This window comes from Paenibacillus sp. T2-29, from assembly GCF_052921365.1.
On record NZ_JBREVE010000002.1, the window covers coordinates 136,963 to 162,378 of the forward strand.

General features: G+C 44.1%; 23 protein-coding genes and 1 tRNA gene. 3 read left to right on the top strand and 21 right to left on the bottom strand.

All coding sequences use genetic code 11. From position 1 onward, the window contains the following. Window positions 1-325: 325 nt before the first annotated feature. From ACU1JV_RS06310 to ilvB, 11 genes are all read right to left on the bottom strand, one after another. Window positions 326-1,363: a pectate lyase family protein gene (locus ACU1JV_RS06310; RefSeq protein WP_025676367.1), complete on the bottom strand. Its 1,038-nt coding sequence runs from the start codon at window positions 1,361-1,363 to the stop codon at window positions 326-328. A 265-nt stretch (window positions 1,364-1,628) separates the two neighbouring features. Then, window positions 1,629-1,699: transfer RNA gene (locus ACU1JV_RS06315), tRNA-Gly, on the bottom strand. 107 nt (window positions 1,700-1,806) lie between these two features. Then, window positions 1,807-3,948, bottom strand: a complete 2,142-nt coding sequence (locus tag ACU1JV_RS06320) for a putative bifunctional diguanylate cyclase/phosphodiesterase (RefSeq protein ID WP_413985816.1) — start codon at window positions 3,946-3,948, stop codon at window positions 1,807-1,809. Window positions 3,949-4,289: 341 nt separating this feature from the next. After that, entirely contained in the window at window positions 4,290-5,393 is a 1,104-nt protein-coding gene (locus ACU1JV_RS06325) for an ATP-binding protein (RefSeq protein WP_013370087.1), read from the bottom strand. Window positions 5,394-5,729: 336 nt separating this feature from the next. Then, window positions 5,730-6,146 carry a hypothetical protein gene (locus ACU1JV_RS06330; protein WP_064963921.1) on the bottom strand — a complete coding sequence of 139 codons (417 nt, stop codon included), beginning with the start codon at window positions 6,144-6,146 and terminating at the stop codon, window positions 5,730-5,732. A gap of 259 nt (window positions 6,147-6,405) precedes the next feature. After that, entirely contained in the window at window positions 6,406-6,945 is a 540-nt protein-coding gene (locus ACU1JV_RS06335; protein WP_013370083.1) for a peroxiredoxin, read from the bottom strand. A gap of 322 nt (window positions 6,946-7,267) precedes the next feature. Then, the gene (leuB, locus tag ACU1JV_RS06340; protein ID WP_413985815.1) at window positions 7,268-8,344 is read right to left on the bottom strand and encodes a 3-isopropylmalate dehydrogenase; all 1,077 of its coding nucleotides are present in this window, start codon (window positions 8,342-8,344) and stop codon (window positions 7,268-7,270) included. Between the two features lie 200 nt (window positions 8,345-8,544). Continuing rightward, window positions 8,545-10,086, bottom strand: a complete 1,542-nt coding sequence (locus ACU1JV_RS06345; protein WP_013370081.1) for a 2-isopropylmalate synthase — start codon at window positions 10,084-10,086, stop codon at window positions 8,545-8,547. Window positions 10,087-10,210: 124 nt separating this feature from the next. Further along, window positions 10,211-11,203 (bottom strand): ketol-acid reductoisomerase, encoded by a 993-nt coding sequence (ilvC, locus tag ACU1JV_RS06350; RefSeq protein WP_013309387.1) that lies wholly within the window; start codon window positions 11,201-11,203, stop codon window positions 10,211-10,213. A gap of 163 nt (window positions 11,204-11,366) precedes the next feature. After that, window positions 11,367-11,852, bottom strand: coding sequence for an acetolactate synthase small subunit (gene ilvN, locus ACU1JV_RS06355; protein ID WP_013370080.1), 486 nt, complete (start codon window positions 11,850-11,852; stop codon window positions 11,367-11,369). Between the two features lies 1 nt (window position 11,853). Then, window positions 11,854-13,599, bottom strand: coding sequence for a biosynthetic-type acetolactate synthase large subunit (ilvB, locus tag ACU1JV_RS06360; RefSeq protein WP_013370079.1), 1,746 nt, complete (start codon window positions 13,597-13,599; stop codon window positions 11,854-11,856). 614 nt (window positions 13,600-14,213) lie between these two features. On the opposite strand from ilvB, the gene ACU1JV_RS06365 reads away from it, so the two are divergent. Continuing rightward, window positions 14,214-14,654: a GNAT family N-acetyltransferase gene (locus tag ACU1JV_RS06365; protein ID WP_413985814.1), complete on the top strand. Its 441-nt coding sequence runs from the start codon at window positions 14,214-14,216 to the stop codon at window positions 14,652-14,654. A 34-nt stretch (window positions 14,655-14,688) separates the two neighbouring features. Here ACU1JV_RS06365 and ACU1JV_RS06370 read toward each other — a convergent pair whose 3' ends face one another. The 10 genes from ACU1JV_RS06370 to ACU1JV_RS06415 all read right to left on the bottom strand — a co-directional run bounded on the left by ACU1JV_RS06370 (window position 14,689) and on the right by ACU1JV_RS06415 (window position 23,297). Beyond that, window positions 14,689-15,039, bottom strand: coding sequence for a hypothetical protein (locus ACU1JV_RS06370; protein ID WP_413985813.1), 351 nt, complete (start codon window positions 15,037-15,039; stop codon window positions 14,689-14,691). 258 nt (window positions 15,040-15,297) lie between these two features. Next, window positions 15,298-16,257: an ABC transporter permease gene (locus ACU1JV_RS06375; protein ID WP_010349245.1), complete on the bottom strand. Its 960-nt coding sequence runs from the start codon at window positions 16,255-16,257 to the stop codon at window positions 15,298-15,300. Between the two features lies 1 nt (window position 16,258). Further along, window positions 16,259-17,338 carry an ABC transporter permease gene (locus ACU1JV_RS06380; RefSeq protein ID WP_058829242.1) on the bottom strand — a complete coding sequence of 360 codons (1,080 nt, stop codon included), beginning with the start codon at window positions 17,336-17,338 and terminating at the stop codon, window positions 16,259-16,261. Further along, a complete protein-coding gene (locus ACU1JV_RS06385; protein WP_058712024.1) occupies window positions 17,331-18,869 on the bottom strand; it encodes an ABC transporter ATP-binding protein in 1,539 nt (512 codons plus the stop codon). Before ACU1JV_RS06385 ends, ACU1JV_RS06380 begins: the two co-directional genes overlap by 8 nt. Window positions 18,870-19,006: 137 nt before the next feature. Then, window positions 19,007-20,044: a BMP family lipoprotein gene (locus tag ACU1JV_RS06390; protein WP_016820568.1), complete on the bottom strand. Its 1,038-nt coding sequence runs from the start codon at window positions 20,042-20,044 to the stop codon at window positions 19,007-19,009. A 367-nt stretch (window positions 20,045-20,411) separates the two neighbouring features. Further along, on the bottom strand, window positions 20,412-20,771 hold the full coding sequence (gene rplT, locus ACU1JV_RS06395) for a 50S ribosomal protein L20 (protein ID WP_007429517.1): 360 nt from the start codon (window positions 20,769-20,771) through the stop codon (window positions 20,412-20,414). Between the two features lie 53 nt (window positions 20,772-20,824). Then, entirely contained in the window at window positions 20,825-21,025 is a 201-nt protein-coding gene (gene rpmI / locus ACU1JV_RS06400; RefSeq protein WP_007429516.1) for a 50S ribosomal protein L35, read from the bottom strand. 20 nt (window positions 21,026-21,045) lie between these two features. Continuing rightward, window positions 21,046-21,543, bottom strand: coding sequence for a translation initiation factor IF-3 (infC, locus tag ACU1JV_RS06405; protein ID WP_007429515.1), 498 nt, complete (start codon window positions 21,541-21,543; stop codon window positions 21,046-21,048). Window positions 21,544-21,864: 321 nt separating this feature from the next. Next, window positions 21,865-23,103 (bottom strand): glycosyltransferase family 2 protein, encoded by a 1,239-nt coding sequence (locus ACU1JV_RS06410; protein WP_025676359.1) that lies wholly within the window; start codon window positions 23,101-23,103, stop codon window positions 21,865-21,867. Between the two features lie 56 nt (window positions 23,104-23,159). Continuing rightward, complete coding sequence (locus tag ACU1JV_RS06415) at window positions 23,160-23,297, bottom strand: hypothetical protein (RefSeq protein WP_013370070.1); 138 nt, start codon at window positions 23,295-23,297, stop codon at window positions 23,160-23,162. A 405-nt stretch (window positions 23,298-23,702) separates the two neighbouring features. Between ACU1JV_RS06415 and ACU1JV_RS06420 the strand changes: the two genes are divergently transcribed. Continuing rightward, window positions 23,703-24,230: a phosphatase PAP2 family protein gene (locus ACU1JV_RS06420; RefSeq protein WP_013370069.1), complete on the top strand. Its 528-nt coding sequence runs from the start codon at window positions 23,703-23,705 to the stop codon at window positions 24,228-24,230. Window positions 24,231-24,281: 51 nt separating this feature from the next. Then, window positions 24,282-25,415, top strand: a complete 1,134-nt coding sequence (locus ACU1JV_RS06425; protein WP_413985812.1) for an MGDG synthase family glycosyltransferase — start codon at window positions 24,282-24,284, stop codon at window positions 25,413-25,415. Window position 25,416: the final 1 nt, after the last annotated feature.

Here is a 25,416-nt window from a genome sequence, read left to right on the forward strand (position 1 = left end):
AAGCAATAAAAAAAAGCCGCAGAAGGCTGCGGCTTGCATACAGGAATATAGAATGACTGTTATGAATGGTTTCAGAACATACACCTATGAAAAATAACACCGCGAACGAAAAAGAAAATCTCGTTACGGATCTTCAACGCATACGTCCCTACTTTCATTTCAGACACACTTCTCCCGTTGCAGCTTGCAGCCGCCTGCCAGTAACGTGCAGTTGAGTGGGAAAATCAGTGTGCTTACTTCATCGGACGTATGGTTACCTTCCTTTTCATGGGATACTTACTTGCAGTCAGTATAGCAGATCACAGCATATTTTCCAATACCCGCTTTATTTTCCAAAGACCAAAGTTGTATTGGACGAACCTGCATACTTAGTTACGAACTCTTTAGTATATTCAGGAGTTTGAACTTGATAGCTGTAGTTCTTGCTCGGATTCCATCGGGTCACAGGCGATTTTTGGTTAGTGATGGCTGGAAAACTACCTACATCTTTAAATTCACCATTGGCTTTATCATCCAGAATGCCGCCCTTTTCACTACCTTTTCCAAAATAATTATTCTCGGAATAAATTCGTGCATTGGTTGCTATTGTGTAAGCCAACTGAAAATTATTAATATAATTATTTTTTACATGGAAATATCCATATCTCATCAGACCTGGACCGCGTACAAGTAAGTTTTCAAAATAATTATTGGCAATCGTAATATGGGGCATGCCGTCATAATTTTTATTGCTGTCATCTGGATAACCCAGAATAAGGCCATATTTATGATTGGCAAATTTGGAGTTGCTAATGGTTACATAATCAGCCGATTGTCCTATGTACAAAAGTTTGTCCAAATCCGAGCCATTTGCATTATAATTATGACCTGCAAAAGTAACATGATCAATCCAATAATTTGTACCTGCAGTAAGATATAGCTGGATATCATCGTTACCATTAATACTGGCACTGTGCTCAAAAGTTAAATTTTGAAAGATCACATTTCCCGAGTTAGCTGTTGTTTTCAAATGAATATTGACTAGCTTATTTTGCGCATAAGAGCCGATTAGAGATTTGTTAGAACCGATATTGACCACGGTTTTAGAAGAAGCAGAAATATTCTTTTCGATGACCAGAATTTTGGGAGTTGAATCCCCTAGCTGATTTTTCAATTCGTTTAGATTATTGATATAAATGACCTGACCATTTTTGCCCCCTGTTGTAGCTGGCTTTGAAGCTCCTGTTTCGCTTTTAGCCTGTCCAGCAAAACCAATCATGCCATTCGTCGACGTATTTGGGAAATCAGTCGCAGCGAACGTAGCACTTGCTGAAAAGGTAAAAAGCACAAAGGCCAAAGCTAAAAGAAAAGAGATTTTTCTCATCGCAGCTACACCATCCTTTTTTTATATTAAATTCCAATTACGAGACTATACTTTTTTTGCAAAATGGTAAATAGTTCTTTTTATCTGTTTATTTATAGCATATAAGAGAAATATTTAAATTATATTATTTAACAGCGTGAAAATAGTTCGTAGGAACGCAAAAAAGCCGGGATTCCCCATTGGTAGCCCGGCTAAAATATATTCTTATTAAAAACAAAATAAAAACCCTTGAATTTACAAGGGTTTCGGAATTTTTAAAGTCGTAAGCGGGTGATGGGAATCGAACCCACGCTATCAGCTTGGAAGGCTGAAGTTCTACCATTGAACTACACCCGCATTATATAACATCTTGATCCATATGTATGACACACTTAAGCTCTCGTCAACTAACTGAATCAGGATGTTATTCAGTATAACTTATCTTTCCACAAAATGCAAGCATACTACATACCATCCTGAACCAGCCAATTGACAGGTTTACGTAAAAACAATTTTTCAAAAACTTCTGCCGGAATGGGGCGGCTAAAATAATACCCCTGCCCTTCATGGCAATCCTGCGCCTGCAAAAATTGAAGCTGCTCCTCATTTTCCACCCCTTCAGCCGTAACCTTCAGCTTCAAATGGTGAGCCATAGAGGCAATGGTAGATACAATGGCCGCATTTTTGCTGTCAACCAGCACCTCATTTACAAAGGAACGGTCAATTTTAAGACGATCAATCGGAAGATTCTTCAAATAATGCAATGAGCTATAACCCGTTCCAAAATCATCAATACTGATTGCAACACCAATAGCCTTTATTTTTTTCAACTGTTCAAAAGCCCGGTCCTTATCAAAAGTCATACTCTCAGTAATCTCCAGTTCTAAATAGCGTGGCTCCAGTCCCGTATAGGCCAAAATGCCCCGAATTACATCCACCAGTTTTTTTTGCTGGAATTGGCGCATGGATAAATTGACCGAAATCGGGATCGATGGATACCCTAGCTCCTGCCACTGCTTATTTTGGAGACACGCCTCACGCAACACCCATTCCCCCAAGGGCACGATCAGGCCACTTTCTTCAGCTACTGGAATAAAATCACCCGGCATCACCATCCCGCGATGAGGATGATTCCAACGCACCAGCGCTTCCAAACTCGTTAGCTCGCCACTTTGCAGATGGACGCGTGGCTGATACACCAATGAAAATTCTTCATTTTCAAGCGCTCGCCGCAAATCATTCTCCAGCTGGAGCCTTTCATGCGCTCGCATCTGCATCGCACTAGCATACCGCTGAAAATTCACTCCTTGCTCCTTGGCACTATGAACGGCTGTATCCGCCTGCTGAATAAGTTGTTCGCTCTGATTCGCATCCGACGGGTACAAAGCTATGCCAACGCTCACCATCACATGATAAGACTCCCCATTAATATCAAAAGGCTGATCGAACAGCTTCACCATATCATCAATACGATTTCTCATGGCATCTGAATCTTCGTAGCCCATTAGAAGAAAGGCAAATTCATCTCCACCCATGCTAAAGACAGCTTCCCCCTCACGGCAAAAATGCCCCAAGCGTTCGCCTACCGCATACAGCAAATAATTGCCTGCCGTATGCCCAAGCGAATCATTAATCGCTTTAAAACGATCAATATTTAGCACTAAAAGTGCTACTGTCTCATCAGATTTCAGTGAATTGCGCAATATTTTATCCAGGCGCTGGGAAAGACGACGGCGATTGGGAAGGCCTGTTATATCATCGTTATAAGCAATATGATTAAACTCAGATTCTGCCGCCTGTTTTTCCCGATAAGGAACCAGAACCATAAGCCGGACTAGACCGCTCAACAGATTATAAAATGCAATCACGTTCGTCAAAAGTCCTATAAGATGATTGATATCACTCATTTGCTTAGCAAATAAATAGAATAACTGGCTCACAACACACAGCCCAATCCCACGAACGATAAGCAACATGCCCAACTCCGCAGGGCGGACTTTTCGGTATTTTCGTACTCCAAAAATAAATGTAAGCACCAGCAGTAACATGACAACCAGATTCAACGTCCAGCCCAGGTTACCTAATTCGTACCGTATACGTAGATCTGGTAAGCCTGCATCATATGCCTTAATAACTCCTAGAATCAGCAACGTACAACCTATCCCTGCCCACAAAGCCACTGTTTTGTATTCAGACTTCGTCCTTCTAAATGGGAGAGAACAAACGAATAGGAGCATAACAGAGGTAAAGGCACGATTTACAAATAGTAGCCACAACGAAATGCCCGGAGACAAAGCAAAGTCCGTCAGGCTTACGAAACTAAACGAAACAATATGAACAAGGTAAAGCAGACCAGCCACCAGAAATGTTGGGGCAATAAGAAGTCTCTGCCAGGTCAACTGTTCCAGCAAAACGGACCAGGATTGATAAAAAATAGAAAAACAAATCGCAGCGCAGGCAAACCCTATAATCGGATATAACAAGAAAAATACATTATAGGAGTATATTTTATTCAAAGTTACGTGAAATAACTGAACTAAGACAAACAAAACTATGGCGGCAATACCAATGCCTATCGTTTTTTTTACTTCCAGCCGTATATTCATTCAGCCTCTTCAGCCCCCTGCATATCGGAGATTCCGATCATCTAAGACGTTTGACAGCTTTGGAAGCCGTTGTTTAAGTCTATAGAATCAAAAAAAATGTTGTATTCTGGTATATAATAGCATTTAATCTGTGAAAGGTGAATCATTTTTTTGTTCTATATTCATGAATTTATTTTCGCATTTGCGCAAATGCACGAGCTTACAGTACCAAAAAAGCGCATCATCTTTTCAGATCATGCGCTTCAGACGACATTTTTCAATTAGGTGATACCTATACCCCAACGCTGCACACCACAACAGAAATAGTATGTACAGGACCCCTCTGCGAAAATCTCATCATATTAGACTACAGGAAGTGTGATTTTAAATTGTGTACCGCTTCCATGCTTACTGTCTACATGAATGAAGCCTCCATGATTTTTGATAATACGATAGCTCACAGCCAATCCCAAGCCGGTTCCACTTTCTTTTGTTGTAAAAAAAGGATCAAATAAACGCGCCAATGTATTGTGATCCATCCCTAATCCGTTATCTTCAATACAAATGTGGACATAAGAGCCCTCAAGCACGGTATGGATATCAATGCATCCCTCTCGTTCCCCGCCGATGCTTTCAATGGCATCCATCGCATTTTTAATCATATTGAGGATAACCTGCTTAATCTGCTTCACGTCAATGGAAACCTTCATGAGTTCATCATTTTCATCCAGTGCGATCTGGCAGCCCTTCATCAACGCCTCGCTTTCTGTCAGCATCACTACTTCTTTCAACAGTCCCATCACAGATACTGCCGTTTTTTGCGGAGCCGAAGGCTTGGACGAATTTAAAAACTCGTAAATAATGTCGTTCGCACGATCAATTTCGGTTAAAATAATGCGGGCATACTCATCCCTGCCCAACTCCACCAAGTGCGGCCGAAGCAATTGAATAAAACCCCGGATTGCAGTAAGCGGGTTACGGATTTCATGGGCGATAGAGGCCGAAATACGTCCCAGCATCGCCAGCTTGTCGTTTTGATACGCCGTCTGCTCAATCTGCTTATAATCCGACACATCCTTTACACTAAACAAAAAATCGCCATCCATCTGATCACCGTAGGTCACTGTTATCAACCAATGCCGACCATACTCATCAATCAACTCATGATAGCGCTTTCTATGAAAGATAGTTTCTTTATAAATCCGCATGATTTTCTTCTTCTTAAACCGACTTAACTCAGGATGATGCAAAATTTGCATCAGGTTGCGACCCGCGAGCGAACTACGTGGTAGCTCCAGTAATCTCGCCATTTGCACGTTAATAAAGGTCAGTACCCCGTCACTGTCAAACAGCATGATACCACTATCCAGGTTCTCCAGTACATTTTCATACTTATTATTGGCGATCTGTGTGGAAGGGCAAGCTCCCACGGTATCAAGCAAGGCTTCTTGGAATTCACTGATCATGCCAGGCTTCCCCCTTGTATCGGAATGATAAACTGGCCGTATCGGACGTGTAATATTCTTGAAGAAGAGAAAGGCATCTATCGATCACCCTTCAAATGGTGTAAAAAACAGTTTCAATCAACTCCGACCATTTTTTTCGATTCGAGTCTTATTTTATGATAGACAAGATTAAGGATCACAGTCAATCGGAAAAAGTGTCGAATCCACATTTTTATCCTATTTTCTTTCGTCATAATATCTGCGCAACATTACAAAATAAAAAAATAAGTTAAAAATAAGCGCCCTACACACCAAAGAAGCTCTCCAGATTTGAGAGCTTCTTTGGTGTGTAGGATGTCAACTGCCGCTCTTATTATGTTGAAGCCGGGATCGTCTTTGACTCATAACAGCCAGTCTTCTCTTAAGCTCTCCCTGCCATTTCTCATCATTCATCTGTTTCGCTACCGTCAATAAATCCAGCGACATGTCAATTTGGCGCTTCACAATTTCAAATGCATCTTCACTCTCACGATTTACACAGTTTTCAAATATCGTATCATCGTCTTCCATGACATAATCCTGAAAATCAATCTCGGATGCCCCATCACCATGTGCATACTCAGCCAAAATTTCATACTCATTTTCAACTTTATAATGAACTTCAATGCGACGACATACCGGGCAAAACAGCAAAGGAACATTATGGACTTGGGTGCGGTAATGCTTCAGCGTTCCCTTGGTTCCTACCATGCTTGCTCCACAGCAATAACTCATCCGGGCTCAGCCTCCTCTGAACAAAACCTGTTCTGCCTTGTTTATCTTCTACAATACCTTATTCGCTTTCATCAGGCAAAATTCCTCCAGAACACAACAACATTTCCATAATTATTTGTTACTTCACTCTGTATTACATGATTAAGACAGGCTATTCCTATATCTCCGCTGTATAGCGCAGGCAAGCAAGCCCCCAACAACGGTAAAGTAACCACTTGTTGGGGGCTTGCTTGTTTAAATTCAACTTGTAAAGCTAATGTTACAGATTTTTATCGCCTGGTTTCCAGTTCATTGGGCACAAGCCACCGGATTGCAAAGCTTGCAGTACACGCAATGTTTCTTCTACACTGCGGCCTACATCGTTGTGGTTAACCACTTGATATTTCAGTTCGCCTTCTGGATCAATGATGAACAAGCCGCGCAATGCAACGCCTTCTTCTTCGATCAGAACACCATAGTCGCTTGCTGTTTTTTTCGTGATGTCAGAAGCCAACGGGAAGTTCAGTTTGCCCAGACCGTTGTTTTCTTTAGCTGTGTTGATCCATGCTTTGTGGCTGTGCACGGAGTCTACACTGATACCCAAAATTTCAGTATCCAGCTCTTTGAATTGGTCAGCTGCATCGCTCAATGCTGTAATTTCTGTTGGGCATACAAAAGTGAAATCCAGTGGATAGAAGAAAAATACGAGCCACTTGCCACGGTAATCGGAAAGTTTCACCGAGCCAAATTCTTGACCGTCTCCAGATACTGTTTCCAATGCAAAATCAGGTGCGGGTCTTCCTACCAATCTTTCTGCCATAATGTGAAATCCTCCTTTAAAATATGTAAGAAAAACACCAATTGTGTTTTCCTCAATCATCTGTATTGTAATAAACCACCTACTTGATAAATGTTATCATTCGCTGAAATCAAAGTCAATATTGTAACCATTACTTTTTTATAATTATTTTAAACTAGCTTAAAAATTCACAATTTATTCACATTTCAAGAGCTTTCTGATATGCAAGTAGCTCCTGATTACTCAGGAGCTACTGTGTCAAACATTTGCTATAAAATTATACTGTATAACCTCACTATATAATAGGAAGCTTTTTTTCAGAACAAGTACGTTTCCGGGGACTTTAGCGAATAGCTGCTGCGATCAAATCGCCCATTTGAGTTGTCGAGATCGCTTGTGATTTATCCACCGCGATATCTGCCGTACGGTGTCCTGCATCCAGTACCTCAGATACCGCCTTCTCAATAGCGTCAGCTGCTTTCTCGTACCCGAAGGTGAGGCGGAACATCAAAGCAACGGACAAAATCGTTGCAATGGGGTTCGCCAGTCCCTGACCAGCAATATCAGGTGCTGAGCCGTGCACCGGCTCGTACAGACCGAAGCTGCCTTCTCCCAGTGATGCAGAGGAGAGCATACCGATGGAGCCAGTCAGCATAGCTGCTTCATCACTAAGAATGTCACCAAACATATTTTCGGTTACAATGACGTCAAAACTGGATGGACGACGCAGCAATTGCATGGCACAGTTATCGACCAATACATGCTCAAGCTCGACATCTGGGTAATCTACAGCGACCCGGTTAACGACTTCACGCCATAAACGGGAAGTTTCCAGTACATTAGCCTTATCCACCGATGCGAGCTTTTTGCGACGCTTTTGTGCAATTTCGAAAGATTGGCGAACAATACGCTCTACTTCTGTTACATTATATGCACAAGTATCGACCGCTTCTTCCCCCTGAGCACTCTCTCGTCTGTACTTCTCACCGAAATAAATACCGCCCGTTAGTTCGCGCACCACGATCAAGTCCGTTCCTTCCAATACCTCTGGTTTCAATGTAGACGCGTCCTTGAGACAATCGAAAACGACAGCAGGACGAAGATTTGAAAATAGACCGAGCTCTTTGCGAATACCGAGCAATCCGGTTTCAGGACGAAGCTCCTTAGGATTGTTGTCCCATTGTGGTCCACCTACCGCTCCCAACAGCACGGCATCTGCAGATTGACATACGGCCAGTGTTTCTTGCGGCAATGGAGTCCCCTTCTTATCAATGGCAATCCCGCCGAACAGCGCATGCTCTGTTTCAAATGAGAGGCCAAACACTTCTTCCGTACGTTTCAAAATTTTCTCTGCCTCTGCGACCACTTCAGGTCCGATTCCGTCTCCCGCTATTACTGCAATCTTTTTAACGTCTGCCATCACGTACACTCCTCTTGTTATACAGCTATACAGCCGTATTTCTCATACCTTCTTTGTAACATATTTGGGAGGGCTTTGACCAAGATATAGAATCTATCAATTCAATAGGCTCAGCCTATAAGCTGATTTTTTCATCAGAGAATAAGAAAACAGGACCGATACCGATCCTGTCTATACTCATTCCTTGGGCCTGTATAAAATTAGGATTTATAGTCTACGCGATTGCTGTAATTTTTACGCTTGTCAATCAAACCGTTCAGTGCATCCACATAAGCCCGTGCACTTGCTTCCAAAATATCGGTGCTTACCCCACGTCCCTGTACAGATATTCCGTTCTGAGTCAGCACCACATGTACTTCCCCTAGAGCGTCCTTGCCATGGGTAACAGATTTAATGGAGTAATCAGAAAGTACAACACTCTCGCTGCTGGCTTGATCAATCGCGTTATAGATCGCATCGACTGAACCATTCCCTTCAGCTTCTGTCTCAATCACCTGACCTTCATCGTTAACCAGTCGCACTTGTGCGGAAGGCGTAGCCTTGTTCCCATAAGTTACGAAAATGGTTTCCAGCTTGAAGACTTCAGGTGCATCGGCCAATTTTTCTTCCAGCAATGCCAGGATATCATCGTCCGATACTTCCTTCTTCTTATCAGCCAAATCCTTAAACTGCCCAAAAGCGCGATTCAGATCTTCTTCGTTCAATTCGTAGCCCAACTCAACCAAACGCTCCCGGAAAGCATGACGCCCTGAATGCTTGCCCAGCACCAGCTTGCTTTCTTTCAGACCGATACTTTCCGGTGTCATAATTTCATAGGTCGTCTTTTCCTTCAGCATGCCGTCTTGGTGAATACCTGATTCGTGCGCAAAAGCGTTAGCACCCACGATCGCCTTGTTGCCCGGCACTACCATCCCCGTCAAACGGCTAACCAATCGGCTCGTGCGTGCAATTTCAGACAATTGCAGAGACGTTTTGGCTTGGAAAAATTCCTGTCTCGTCTCCAGTGCCATGGCGATTTCCTCAATGGCCGTGTTTCCAGCACGTTCACCGATACCGTTAATAGTCCCCTCGATCTGATCTGCACCGTTCAGGATCGCAGCAAGCGTATTAGCAGTAGCCATTCCCAAGTCATTGTGGCAATGTGCACTCAACTGAATCTTCTCCACATCGACCACATTTTGCTTGATATGTTTGAATATATTTCCGTATTCGTAGGGTGTTAAGTAACCTACCGTGTCTGGAATATTGACGACAGAAGCCCCTTCCTGTACAGCCATGGTGACCATTTCAACCACAAAATCAAGCTCCGTACGTCCTGCATCCTCCAATGAAAACTCCACTTTTGGCAAATACTTCAATCCATAACGAATGGCTGCACGGGCAGTTTCCAATACCTGTGCCTTCTCCATCCGCAGCTTATGCTGACGATGAATTGGAGAGGTTGCCAAAAAGATATGGATACACGGGTCCTGTGCTCCCTTAAGCGCCTCGCGAACCGCATCAATATCCTGTTCCCTTGCACGCGAAAGGCCAATAACGGTTGAATTTTTAACAGCTTTTGCTACTGCATTAACAGCCGCCAGATCACCCGGAGAAGCAGCCGGGAACCCAGCCTCCATACGATCGATTCCCAGCTTTTCCAACTGATGAGCGATCTCTACTTTCTCACGAGTATTCAAGTTCACGCCAGGTGACTGTTCTCCGTCTCTCAACGTTGTGTCAAATATATATATTTTGCGCAACCTAACGCACCTCCTCAGGATTTGGACCCTTAAATTACAATGCGGCTCACGCAATAAGCAGGGCCGCATTGTAATTAATATTTATAAATAATTCATGTTGTCGAGCTTATAGTACAAAAGGTTGTTACTTTTTGATCCAATGCATCATTTCACGCAATTGTCCGCCCACCACTTCAATCGGATGGTTAGCTTCATTACGACGAGTAGCCGTCAGGAATGCACGTCCAGATTGATTTTCAAGGATGAAGTCACGAGCAAATTTACCTTGTTGAATGTCAGTCAATACATCCTTCATGGCTTTCTTCGTATCTTCTGTTACCACACGTGGTCCAGTTACATAATCGCCATATTCTGCTGTATTACTGATGGAATCACGCATTGTTGCCAATCCACCTTCATACATCAGGTCAACGATCAGCTTAAGCTCATGCAAACATTCGAAGTATGCCATCTCAGGAGCATATCCGGCTTCAGTCAATGTTTCAAAGCCCGCTTTTACGAGTGCGCTCACACCGCCACACAATACCGCCTGCTCACCGAACAGGTCCGTCTCCGTTTCTTCACGGAAGGAGGTTTCAATTACGCCTGCACGTGTACAGCCAATGCCTTTTGCGTAAGCAAGACCGATTTCTTTGGCTTGGCCTGTTGCGTCCTGTTCAATTGCGATCAATCCCGGTACACCAAACCCTTCCACATAGGTACGACGTACCATATGTCCTGGGGATTTTGGAGCAACCAGCAATACATCGCTATCTTTAGGAGCTACGATTTGTCCAAAATGAACATTGAAACCATGGGAGAACAAAAGTGCTGCGCCTTTTTTCAGGTTAGGTTCGATTTCGTTTTTGTAGACAGAAGCTTGAGTTTCATCAGGCAACAAAATTTGAACCACATCTGCACGGCTTGTTGCATCAGCTACGTTCAGAACTTCAAAACCGTCATTTCTTGCGACATCAGCTGATTTGCCTTCACGCAAACCAATAACAACATTTACACCACTGTCACGCAAGTTTTGTGCTTGAGCATGTCCTTGGCTACCGTAACCAATTACGGCCACTGTTTTTCCTTTCAATACGCTGAGTTCTGCATCTTTTTCGTAGTACGTTGTAACTGCCATGGTTAATTTCCTCCTTTTAATTGGACCCTTCATAATGAGCGGGTACTCCAAGAGACTTCGCCTCATGATTGGTATCTAAAAATCTCTTCGAGCACCCGCTCTTATGCGGGCGGTTCTTTAATGATGTAATGCGCTATAAGCGGTAAATCGTTAAAGCTTTATATTATGCATTTCCACGTATCATAGCTGTAACCCCGGTTCGGGTCAACTCGCGAATACCGTAAGGCTTCAACAACTCGATCATCGCATCGATTTTTTCAGTATCGCCAATGACCTGAACAATCAAGCTTGTCGTTCCAACATCAATTACAGCTGCTCTGAACGTTTCTACCACGCCCATAATTTCTGGTCGCTGAGGCGGTTCAGCCTTTACCTTAATCATTGCCAATTCCCGAGCAACCATCGGCTTGGAACTGAGATCGATGACCTTGATCACATCAACCAGCTTGTAAAGCTGCTTTTCAATCTGCTCCAGGTTGTTCTCATCTCCTACAGTCACAATGACCATACGGGATAATCCAACTTCTTCCGATTGACCCACAGTTATGCTCTCAATGTTGAAGCCACGGCGACCAAACAGTCCGGACACACGTTGCAAAACGCCGGGATGATCATTTACCAGTACAGCAATGGTATTTTTTGTCGTCATTTTACTCGTCCCCCATCAGCATTTGATCAATTGTCGAACCTTGCGTCACCATCGGATATACATTCTCTTCCTTGCTGACTACAAACTCGACAACGACCGGTCCGGGTGTATCAAGCGCCTCCTGCCAAGCCCGACGTGCTTCTTCCTTATTCGTAGCACGCAGTCCTTTGACACCGTATGCTTCGGCCAGTTTCACAAAATCCGGGCTTCCAGCCAGGTCAATGTGACTGTACCGATTGTTATAGATCAATTCCTGCCATTGGCGAACCATTCCAAGTACCTGGTTGTTGATGATTACGATTTTGACCGGAATGTTATTGATTGCACAGATGGCTAATTCCTGCGAACACATCTGCATGCCGCCGTCTCCGTTAATCGATATTACCAATCTGTCGGGATTGGCCATCTGAGCGCCGATGGCAGAAGGGAAACCGAATCCCATCGTACCCAGTCCACCGGAGGTGACCCATGAACGTGGCTGATTGAATTTGTAATACTGTGCTGCCCACATTTGATGCTGTCCTACGTCCGTCGTAACGATTGCTCCGCCCTTGGTCGTTTTATCCAACAATTCAATAACCCATTGTGGTTTAAGCACTGTTTCAGAATCCTTATAAGAAAAAGGTTTCGCAGCTTTCCATTGCTGAATTTGCGCTCTCCACGCATCTGCCAGATCCGCGCGTTTCACATCCTGATTCAGCAATTCCAATACTGCCTTCACGTCGCCTACGATTGGAATATCCGCGGCAACATTTTTTCCGATTTCAGCAGGATCGATATCAATGTGTACGATTTTGGCTTGAGGAGCAAATCCATCCAACTTGCCTGTCACCCGATCATCAAAGCGGGCACCGATACAGATCAGCAAATCCGACTGTTGAATCGCCTGATTGGAAGTGTATGTTCCGTGCATTCCCGGCATCCCTGTCCAGAGTTCATGTCCACTTGGGAATCCTCCCAAACCAAGCAATGTTGTTGCAATCGGAATTTCCGTTTTACGAACAAACTCGTAAAGTGCTTCATGTCCACCGGAGTATACAACTCCTCCACCTGCCAGAATGAATGGACGTTCTGCTTCGGCGATAGCTTGAGTCAGCTTGTCTAGTTGAATTTTGTTGGGCAACACATTCGGGTTGTAACCCCGCATGGTCACAGGTTCCGTCTGTGGAACAAACAACGTCTGGGCTGCGGAGACATCCTTCGGAATATCAATCAGTACTGGTCCTTTTCTACCTGTATTGGCAATATGAAATGCCTCATGGATGATTCGCGGCAGATCCTCTACATCTCTCACCAGATAGCTGTGTTTCGTAATCGGCATTGTAATTCCCGTGATATCAGCTTCCTGGAAAGCATCTGTACCGATCAGGGAAGATACAACATTACCCGTGATGACCACCAACGGCACCGAATCCATATAAGCTGTCGCTATGCCAGTTACCAGGTTTGTCGCTCCAGGTCCGGAAGTCGCGATACAGACACCAACTTTACCGCTTGCCCGTGCATAACCATCTGCCGCATGAATAGCTCCCTGCTCATGACGAGTGAGGACATGCTTGAAATCCTTGAAGCCGTACATGGCATCATAGATATAAAGCACTGCACCACCTGGATATCCAAAGACACACTCTACTCCCTCCAGCAAAAGGCTACGGAGTAAAATTTCCGAACCTGTAATCACCTCAGGCTTCATCCACTTTTGACGTAATTCATCGGTTGACCTAACTTCAGGAATTTGTGCACTCATTGGTCATCCTCCTTTACAAAATTTACATACAGCTGACATTTGTAAAAACAAAAAAACCTTTCATCCCTAGAACAGACTTGCTGTTACTGAGGGACGAAAGGCTGTAGCTTCCGTGGTACCACCCGTGTTTGCCCGATATTTCGCAATACCGAACCTTGGCAGGTACAGAAATCACAAAGGATCTCCATATCTGGCGTCTGTAACGTAGACCGTACGATTTTCCCTAATAGGCGATTCAGCGCACCGTTAATATCATGGGGCCTAAATACTTTTCAGGAAAACAGCTCCAAGGTGAGCTCGTTAAAAAGGGATTTTGGTGAAGCTTGCAGCTAATGCCTCACTCTCTGAACAAAAGAGCCCTAATCACTTCGTCCTCTTCATTGCCGTTGTGTTCATGTCATTCTTTCAAATGTTTAGACACATTATATGTCCCCCATCTGGGATAGTCAATACCCAGATTTCATAAAAATTTATGTTTCTCTGCTTAAGCCCCTCTGAGTCGCACGCTTGTAAGAGGTACCCGCATATTATAAAAAAAACCGCACAGTGAAATTTTGTACTCCTCCAAAGACCAAGTCATATCTTGTTAAAAGGGTAAAAAAGGAGGCACGTTTATGATTCGCAAACGATGCGCCCAAGATGACAACATGATCTTTCGTCTAATCGAGCAAGAACTTGTCCCTCTATCGCATTTAAGTACCCAAGAAATGGATCAAATACGTAAAGAATTACCCCGGCGCTTAAACCGGGGCATCACTTTTGTAGCTTGCAGACCGGATAATGCACAGGTTGTTGGCTTCATTCATGTTATGCTGCATGGAGAACTATTATACATTGATTTGATCGCAATCTCTTCGGCTCATCAAGGTAAAAGATACGGAAAAAAGTTGCTGGAGTATGCCGAGCAATACGGCCGATTGCGACGTTGCAAGCGGGCTAAAGTGATGGTGGACGAAGACAATGTGCGAGGGATCCATTTTTATCTACGCCATCAATACCACATGCTACGATATGTGGCTCTAAGCCGATGTCACGAACTCGAAAAGTCACTGTGAAAAGTATGGTTTTCAGAGTCGTGATTTTGTAAAACTAAAAAAAGTTAGGGTAAAAAGGATAGCCTACCCCTGGGTAGCCCCCGTCTGTGTACGGTCCATACTGTGGACCATATCCTGTCCCTCCATAGCCTGGTCCTCCATAACCTGGACCGTAGCCACCGTAGGCACCAACATATGGAGCTGTGCCAATGGCAAGCAAATCAAAAAGCACCAGAGGAATAATCGCCTTCGTGTTTACTTTTTTCTTACGGTTTGGTTGGAGAATCAGTCGGTTACCTGAAATGCGAATCAGCTTGCCACTGACCCGGGAGCCATCCTTACGTGTAGCGAAGATGACTTTGCCGACAAGCTTCTCCACCTGCTTTCTGGTTACTGCCTGTTTCATCGTATTTCCTCCTTCTTTCTCAACGGATGGACAGATTGAACGGCTCCTTGATAGCTTACCACCACCACAAAATAGACTGGAGCTGACAGGGGCCGAGCGTCCGTCCAATCTGCATAGCACAGTCTATTCCATTCAAGCCAGAAGCGTATGTTTAAATGCCTGCACAATGTAAAAAAATCTGGTACCTGCACATGCAGATACCAGATTTTCATATACACTAACGCGTATATTTAAAAACATTCAGCTGTCTATGAGTTATTAACGCTTGCTCGGATCATACAGTTGACCCAAAGCAGCCGGAGCGCGTGAACGTCCAACTGCCGCCACCAGCACAATAATCGTCAGGAGATACGGCAACATAAAAATAATTTCCTGGGGAATACTTTGCGACCATGCAAACAACTGCACATAGTTGCGAATGGCTTGTGAAAAACCGAAAAACACTGCCGCGCCAAAAGCACCGAGCGGATTCCATTTACCGAAAATCATAGCCGCAATAGCAATATAGCCCTGCCCCGAAACGGTATTATGTGAGAACATATTGGTTGTAGTCAAAGTGATTGTTGCTCCACCAATCCCAGCCAACGCACCACTAATCATAACACCGATATAACGAAGGCGATTGACCTTGATCCCCACGGTATCGGCTGCACCCGGATGCTCCCCTACTGAACGCAAACGCAAGCCAAACGGAGTTTTATACAAAGTAAAGTAGCCAATAATAACTAATAGAATAGCTAGATATGTCGTTGGGTAGGCTTGGAAAAATGCTTTTCCTGCAATCGGAATATCCACAAGATAAGGGATGGATATCTCGTTAAAGCCTTGAATTCGACCGGTGTCACCATCACCCTCGAATAACAGCTTAACCATGTACAGTGTACTGCCTGCAGCCAAGAAGTTAATGACAATCCCGCTGATTACCTGATCGGCTTTAAACGTAATAGAGGCAACAGCATGAATGAGCGAAACCAGAATACCGAACACCGCAGCTGACAGCACACCTACCCAAGCCGCAGAGGTGCCTCCTAGTCCCGCTTGCTCGGCATAAAATCCGCCAACACCTGCCGCAAACGCCCCAAATACCATAAGTCCTTCCAATCCCAGATTCGTTACACCGGATTTTTCCGAAAAAACTCCGCCAAGAGACGCAAAAATAATCGCCGTCGCAAAAACGAGCGTTGTATGGATTAATTCACCAAGTGTTAACCAACTCATTTTACAACACCTTCTCTTTCTTCCGCTTGGAGTAGAGCGGCTTTACAACCCAACGCACAATACCTTGGGCCGCAATGAAGAAAATAATCGAGCCAATGACTACTCGGATAATTTCTGGCGGTACATCCGCGCTAAAGCTCATCCCCGCAGAACCATACGTAAGTGTTCCGAACAAAACAGAACCGAGCAGTACACCGAACGGATTATTCATCCCGATCAAAGACACAGCGATACCGTCAAAGCCCGTTCCCGGTGACCCTGCCATGACAGATTGATAATGGAAAACCCCCAGCACCTCAAAAGCACCAGCCAATCCGGCAAAAACACCACTAATAAACATCGCTTTTATAATATTGCGATTTACATTCATGCCTGCATAACGGGATGCATCCTGATTAAATCCGACAGCCCGAAGCTCATAGCCCTGCTTTGTTTTCCACATAAAAATATAGAAAAACACTGCCGCCAGCACAGCAATAACTGTGCCCCAATGAACCCGAGCATTCCCCATCATCTGGGACAGCCAATCAATGGAAATGGAAGCGGAAGGTTGGATATCCACAGAGCGATTTTCGCCTTCCATAAGTGCAAACTGATTAATCACCAAATTAGCCAAATACAGGCCGATCCAGTTCATCATAATACAGGTAATAACTTCGTTCACGCCTCGCTTGGCCTTCAAATAGCCAGCAATCGCTGCCCACAAGCCTCCGAAAACTGCTCCTGCGATCACAGCCAGCGGTGCATGAATGATAGCAGGCAGCCCATGAAGTTTGATGCCCACAATCGAAGCAGCTGTCATACCGACCAAAAACTGCCCTTCGCCACCGATATTAAACAACCCGGCACGAGCCGCAAAAGCAAATGCCAATCCTGTTAGAATCAAAGGAGTCATCTCACGGATCGCTTCGCCAAAGTTGTAGGAATCTCCATACACACGGCTAAATAAAGCGGAATAAGCCACAATAGGGTCATACCCGCCAATCATCATCACGATAGCACCCAGAATGAGGCCAAAAATAATAGAGACTAGAGCCAGAACAAAGGAGTCTTTTGTGAATATTTTTAATAAGTTAGCCATTCTCTGCTCCTTTCTTCACTGCACTTCCTGCCATCATCAGTCCCAGTTCCTGGTCATTCGTTTCTTCAGGCAGCACTTCCCCGACAATCTTGCCTTCATAGATAACAGCAATTCGATCGGATACATTCATAATCTCGTCCAGCTCAAAAGAAATGAGCAGTACTGCTTTACCTTGATCCCGCTGGGCAATCAATTGTTTCTGGACAAATTCAATAGCCCCGACATCCAGCCCGCGTGTAGGCTGCGCCGCAATGAGAAGGTCTGGGTTTTTATCAATTTCACGCGCTATGATTGCCTTTTGCTGATTCCCACCAGATAGCGATCTTGCCTTGGTATGAATATCTGGTGTTCTAACATCAAACTTCTCGATAAGACTTTTTGCCTGCTTTTCTATAGCGTCCTTGTTCAAGAAGCCATTTTTACTGTAAGGCGCCTGATAATACGTCTCCAGCACCATATTTTCACTCATGGAAAAATCGAGCACCAATCCATGCTTATGGCGGTCCTCCGGTATATGTGAAACGCCTGCCTCTGAAATTTTGCGCGGTGGCTGATTTGCCAGTTCTTTTCCGAGCAAACGGATACTTCCGCTATCCACCTTGCGTAATCCTGTCAAAGCTTCTATCAGCTCACTCTGTCCATTGCCGTCTACTCCAGCAATCCCCAAAATCTCGCCGGCCTTAACCTGCAGGTTCAATTCATTCAGAACATGAATGCCATCCTTGTTTTTAGAAATTACTTTGTTCATTTCCAGTACAGTTTGTCCTGGTTGAGCAAGCTTCTTATCCACTTTAAAGGACACACGACGGCCCACCATTTTCTCCGCCAGCTCATTTGGTGTTGTTTCAGATGTTTTGACCGTGTCAATAACTTTACCTCGGCGAATGATCGTAACCGTATCTGCAATTTGCATAATTTCTTTGAGTTTATGAGTGATAAGAATGATTGATTTGCCTTCAGCTACTAAGCGCTTCATAATTTCCAGTAACTCAGAGATTTCCTGCGGTGTCAGCACCGCGGTTGGCTCATCGAAAATCAGAATATCTGCACCGCGATAGAGCGTTTTGATAATTTCCACACGCTGCTGCATACCAACAGATATATCCTCAATTTTGGCATTCGGATTTACCTGAAGTCCGTATTGTTCAGACAACCGCTGTACTTCTGCGGCAGCCTTTTTATAATTGATTTTCAGACCTTTACGTGGCTCCGACCCAAGGACAATATTTTCGGTTACGGTAAACGGCTGTACGAGCTTAAAATGCTGATGCACCATGCCGATCCCCAGATCAATCGCCCTATTTGGACTATCAATCTGTACGGGGTTCCCTCCCATTTCAATGGTCCCTTCATCCGGCTGATATAGTCCGAAAAGAATATTCATAAGCGTAGATTTACCCGCGCCATTCTCACCCAAAAGGGCATGAATTTCTCCCTTATGCAGCTTGATGCTGATGGAGTCGTTGGCAACGATGCCGGGGAATCGTTTTGTAATTTGCTTTAACTCAACGACGGGGGTCGCTGCATCCATGAGATCACCCTTATACACTTTATAGTATGTGCTCCAATGAGCTGATATTGACCGTTATAATCTTATAACTCCAGACGTAAGAACAAGGCTAGTCTTATGAACCAGCCTTGTCGCCACCTTTATATTCTTCACCTAACTTATTTCGAAGGAACTGTAATTTCGCCTTTAATGATTTTTTGCTTGTATTGTTCTACAAGATCAAGCACATCTTTAGGAACGTTTTTCGTAGATGTATCTGCCAAACCAATTCCGTTATCCTTCAGAGCCAGTGTTTCGACACCGCCCTTAAACTTACCATCAATTACTTCTTGGGATACGCGTTTTACCGCTTCATCTACACGTTTTACCATCGACGTTAGTGTTACTTCGTCACCAAACTCAAGTGATTGGTCTTTATCTACGCCGATAACCCATACTTGCTGACCTTGCTGCTTACGTGCAAGTGCTTCGTTAAATACGCCTGTTCCTGACCCACCAGCTGCATGGAAAATAATATCAGCGCCGTCGTTGTAGATCGTTGCAGCAGCAGCCTTGCCGAGATCCGGCTTATCAAACGCACCCGTATAGTTCACAATCAGTTGCGCTTTTGGATTTACAGCCTTAATCCCTGCTTCGAATCCTTTTTCAAAACGTTTGATCAGCGGGCTGTCTTGTCCACCCACAAAACCAATTTTGTTTGTTTTAGTAAGTTTACCAGCCACAACCCCCACCAGGAAGGAACCTTCATTTTCAGCAAATACAACCGATTTAACGTTAGGCGCATCCACAACACTATCAATGATCGCCAAATTTTTGTTCGGATTGTCTTTTGCTACTTGTCCAATCGCATTAGCCAGATTAAAACCGATTCCCCAGGTCAGGTTGAAATCACCCTTAACGAATTGGTTCAGGTTAGGAATATAATCTTGGTCGGATTTACTTTGCAGGTATTTAACTTTAACGCCTGATTCTTTCTCAATAGCTTGAAGTGCCTCCCAAGCAGATTGGTTAAACGATTTGTCGTTTACTCCACCCACATCTGTAACCATGCCAAGTTGGACATTTGATGTTTTGGCAGAACCGCCTGCTTCTCCACCATTTGCGTTGGACGCACCTTGATTTTTGTTACCGCAGCCTGCGAGAATGACCGAGATCGCCAGCAGCATAACCAAAGACATACTAAACAATTTCTTCATGCTGATACTGTTCCCCCTTAGTGTTAGATCCCTGGACTGTCTCTTTTCTTTAGAAAATGCACATCATTTTCATGTCATTTACTGACGAGACAGATCGTACAGAAGACTTACTTTAGAGATTATACAATTATGATCGGCTAAAATCTAGACAATTAATAACCTTGGGTCAATTTTTTTTAAAATCCCAAAAATGTAAGCGTTACAAAATCGAAAAATCCATACATTCTATCATCACACGTCATATTTATTCGTATTTTGAAGAAAACGAAGTCCTTTTTAGTGTTAAGTATGTACAAAAAAAGGCGTCCCTACACAGCGTACTGCTCGGGACACCTTTGTTACCACTTTCGCGGTTTTCACGCCTTAATTAAGCGTTGATTTTACCTTTAGCAACAGTTGCCAAAGAGTTGAACGCATTAATATCATTGACTGCAAGATCAGCCAAGATTTTACGGTTAATGTCTACACCAGCCAATTTCAGACCGTGCATCAATTTGCTGTAAGACAAACCATTCAAACGAGCTGCTGCATTGATACGCACGATCCACAGTCTGCGGAAGTTACGTTTCGTCTGACGACGGTCACGGTATGCGTAAACAAGCGATTTCATTACCTGCTCGTTAGCTGTTTTAAAAATGCGGTGTTTGGAACCAAAATAACCTTTAGCAAGCTTCAATACTTTTTTATGACGACGACGAACGACGAATCCGCCCTTTACTCTTGCCATATCAAAAGACCTCCCAAATAATGTTTATACTTTATTTATTTCCGTGCTTAATGCTATTTCAGGTTAGCAAGACCTTGTTTCAGACGTCTAACGTCCCCAGGTGCCATCTCAGGGTTAGTACCCAGAACGCGTTTTGCACGTTTGGATTTGTGGGAAAGCAAGTGGTTTCTGTAAGCTTTGTAACGCGTTACTTTACCAGTACCGGTAATTTTGAAGCGGCCTTTAAGGCTGCTATGTGTTTTCATTTTTGGCATTGAACTTCCTCCTTAATTTGTCATTGACTCTTTGGAGCCAATATCATAATCATGCTGCGTCCTTCGAGCTTGGGTTGGCGCTCCACGGTACAAAGATCAGCAACTTCCGTTTTTACACGTTCGAGAATTTTTTGTCCCACATTAGCATGGGTAATTTCGCGACCACGGAAACGAACAGAGCATTTCACCTTGTCCCCTTCATTCAGGAACTTCACCACATTGCGAAACTTGGTCTGGTAGTCATGTTCCTCGATGTTGGAACGGAACCATACCTCTTTGATGTCAACGATCTTCTGGTTTTTACGGGCTTCCTTTTCTTTCTTCTGTTGCTCATAGCGGAATTTACCGTAATCCATAATCCGACACACGGGCGGCTTCGCTTGAGGCGCCACGTTCACGAGATCCAAGTTTGCATCAATAGCCATTTGCAGAGCTTCACGAGTCGGTTTAATACCGATTTGTTCTCCGTTTGCACCAACTAGACGTACTTCTCTCACTCGAATCTCATCATTGATCATATGTTCCTTACTAATAACCCTCCACCTCCAGAACCTGTTATTGTTGTATTGTGTTTAAGCACAAAAAAGGGATGACGACTATGCAGCCGACATCCCTGTCTGATACTCAATTCATCATGAAAGTTCAATTCACAAATCATTGGATCATGACCAGCCGGCAATACCGGACAGGTGAGAAGTCGGACCTTCTGCTTGTTAATCCATACTTTTCAATTAAAATACTCAAATATCATATCATGCTACTACAGAGGCGTCAACACTTTTATAAAAAATTAGGTGTACACATCTGCTGTAGGTTGCATAGTCTTACTTCATTGTTAATTAGCCTTGCTTGCTCTGAACCTCTTCCAGACGAACGACACGCGTATGCTGGGTATGGCTCCATTGCTTGTTGTTCTGTGTAAAGAACGCATAGAACGTAATCGGATACCACGAAATCAGATAGACTGGGAACAGCAGTAAGTACAGATATACTTTTTTGAACGTGACCTTTTCCAAGATCATCGCGATTAAAAAGGTGATAATATTCAGACTCACAGCCACAAAACCGGTCCATGCAGGGAATTGTACGTAGATATTTTCAATATTGGGACCACCAAATATTACAATATCTACCCACATCGCTACTGTCATCAAAAAGGTAAACAGTACGATGTACACGTTCAGACCATAAAGAGCCATATCGAATTTAATCAGGCTTCTATGCTTGATACTCTGCCACAGCAACGGGAAGAAATAACGACGAGCAACCGTGAAGTGACCTTGCATCCAGCGCAGACGCTGTCTTGAAGAAGCTTTGAACGTCAACGGCTTCTCATCATACACCTTGGCATCGTAATTAAATCTTGGATATACGTTGCGTTGTGTACAACGCATAGTGAATTCCAAATCCTCTACCAGACTTGTTGCACCCCAGCCCATTTCCTTGAGCAGATTTGTTTCAAAGCACATGCCTGTACCACCGAGGAAATTAGCCATATTCAGGTTGTGACGTGACAACTGCCACAGACGGTTGATGTACCAATAAGATACCCCGTATGCTGCTGTGATCCAAGAGTCCTCAGGGTTCTTAGTATCAATGTATCCCTGGATAACACGAGCACCTGAGCACAAATCATTATTCATTTCGCTCAGGAAATTGGTATGCGCCAAATTGTCGGCATCAAACATGACAATGGCATCATATTGACGCGGCATAGCCCATAGCTCTTTGAGCATCCACTCAATAGCATAGCCTTTACCACGCAAATTCGGATTCGTACGTTCACAAGCATTCATGCCGTGAGCGCGAACGATGTCCGCTGTCTTATCTGTGCAGTTATCACAGATTACGAATACATCGTACAGTTCCTTTGGATAGTCAAGCTGCTTTAAATTTTCCATCAGTGCTCCGACAACTTGTTCTTCATTGTGGGCAGCGACTAAAATAGCAAATGATTTTTCTGGAGCCGCCTGCTCTTTCCTTTTCTTACGAACCAATCCGAACAAGGAGAATGCAAACTGATAGACTGCGATCAACGCCAGTATGATCTGGAGCGTCACGAAAATAGCGTCTAACATGATCTCTTGTTACCCCCTTTTTATACCCCTTTAAAAATCTTGCGTTTGTCTGTTTTCTATCTGTGTAGCGCAAGTTGCGGCGCTTTGTGCGCCTTTTCTGTAGTTTTGACCCGACCCTTGCTTTCTTCTTTGGCTCTGCGCAGCCCCCTTTTGGCTGACACAGGAATGCCATTACGATTTTCGTTGGTTTTCAATCTTTTGTCAAAGCTCCTAAACGGGTCTCAGCAGCAAAAAAACACGACAAATTCCCGTTTGAACCGAGAATGCGGCGCTGGACCTCTCATTCATGACGCTTAGGTCTTATTTTCATCCATTTGCTAACTTTTTATTTCTTTGGTCCCTCCTTTTTGTGGGCCAATTAGCAACCACTTCTAATCACTCTATCTTATTAGACGGATGAACGCAAAGAAAGTTATACAAAACGGCTTATATTCCATTAACATTTTTGTGTAGAATTGAACCAGATAAGTGGTGATTCTTGAAATGAACAGCGTTTAAAAATATGATGAGAGCAAGAGAATAATTACTTAGATCTAATTCTGTCAAATGGATTCAAAATATTTGCCGACAGACCTGAACCGGCAACCGGAGGAAACCAAATGCAACGTCTAGTCGTAAAACTTGTAAATCTGGAGCAGCGATTGTTCAAATGGATCAACGGGCGCTTACACAACCGTTTTTTGAACTTTTGGCTGTATTATCTCACACATTTAGGCGGGGCTACCTTTACAATAGCCTCTACGCTTCTGATTTGGTGGCTCGCTCCGTATCCATGGAAAGATTCCGGCATGAAGGGAGCTATCGCTCTTGCGGTCAGTCACATTCCCGTGGCTATCGTCAAAAAGCTGTATCCGCGGATACGCCCGTACTTGGCGCTACCAGGTACGAATACATTCCGCAATCCCTTGTCGGATCATTCTTTTCCCTCAGGGCATACAACCGCTATTTTTTCGGCTACCGTTCCTTTTATGCTGCAGTCACCCATGCTAGCACTGTTGCTGTTGCCTGTAGCGATAATTGTAGGTTTTTCTCGAATTTACCTGGGGCTTCACTATCCCACGGATGTACTTGCAGGAGCAGTCATCGGAACGTCTGCAGCAATAGGAACGGTTGCATTCTGGCCTTAAAGCCGATATGGTATGATTGAGAACATCCCAGCAGGAACAGGTGAAATGAGAGTGGCTAAAAAACGAGTGTTATTATTATCGGAAGGTTTCGGTGCCGGACATACTCAAGCTGCCTACGCGCTCTCAAGCAGCTTGCGGAAGCTTTCTCCGGATGTGCAGACAAGAGTGCTGGAGCTGGGGAGCTTTTTGAATCCGAGAATGGCCCCGCTTATTATTACAGCATACAAAAAGACTGTTGTATCGCAGCCGCGCCTAGTCGGATTGGTTTACCGTCATCAATACAAAAAATCATTAAACCGTCTTACAACGCTCGCTTTGCACCGTCTGTTCTACACACAGACCCGGAATATTCTTCGGCAACTTCGTCCCGATTTGGTGGTATGTACTCACCCCATCCCAAGCGCGGTCATTTCACGTTTGAAGCGCTTAGGCTTACATGTCCCGCTGTGTACCGTCATAACAGACTACGATGCACATGGAACATGGATTAGTCCTGAGGTTGACCGGTACTTTGTATCTACGCCTGAAGTCATGCGTAAGCTGCGCGCGCGCGGAGTACCTGTATCAAAAATCCAAGTGACCGGCATTCCGGTTCATCCTAATTTTTGGGAACATCCAGGGCACGATGAAATTAGAGAACAATTTGGACTTAAACCCATCCCGACAGTACTTGTTATGGGCGGCGGCTGGGGCCTGATGAACGACGAAGTCATACATCGTTCGCTTACCGATTGGAGAGAAAAGATTCAATTTATTTTTTGTTTGGGGCATAATGATAAAATTCGTCGTAAAATGGAGCTGGATCCTCGGTTTAATCATCCAAATATTCATATTTTCGGATTTACACGGGAAATCGACAAATTAATGGAAGTGTCGAATCTGCTCATTACCAAACCCGGTGGAATGACATGCACCGAGGGGCTGGCCAAAGGGATTCCGATGCTGTTTCACAAGCCTCTCCCTGGACAGGAAGAGGAAAATTGTCAGTACTTTACGGCTCAAGGCTTCGGAGAACCGATTACTTCGCTGGATGTTGTCGTTAAATGGATGAACCGACTGCTATACGATTTTCCAGAAATCGTTCGCAAGCGACAGGAGCACATCCATAATGTAGCGCGATATTATCCTCTTCAGAGCGCACAGAGTATTTTGGATATACTGGAACCAAACAGGGTGCTTTCCTAAA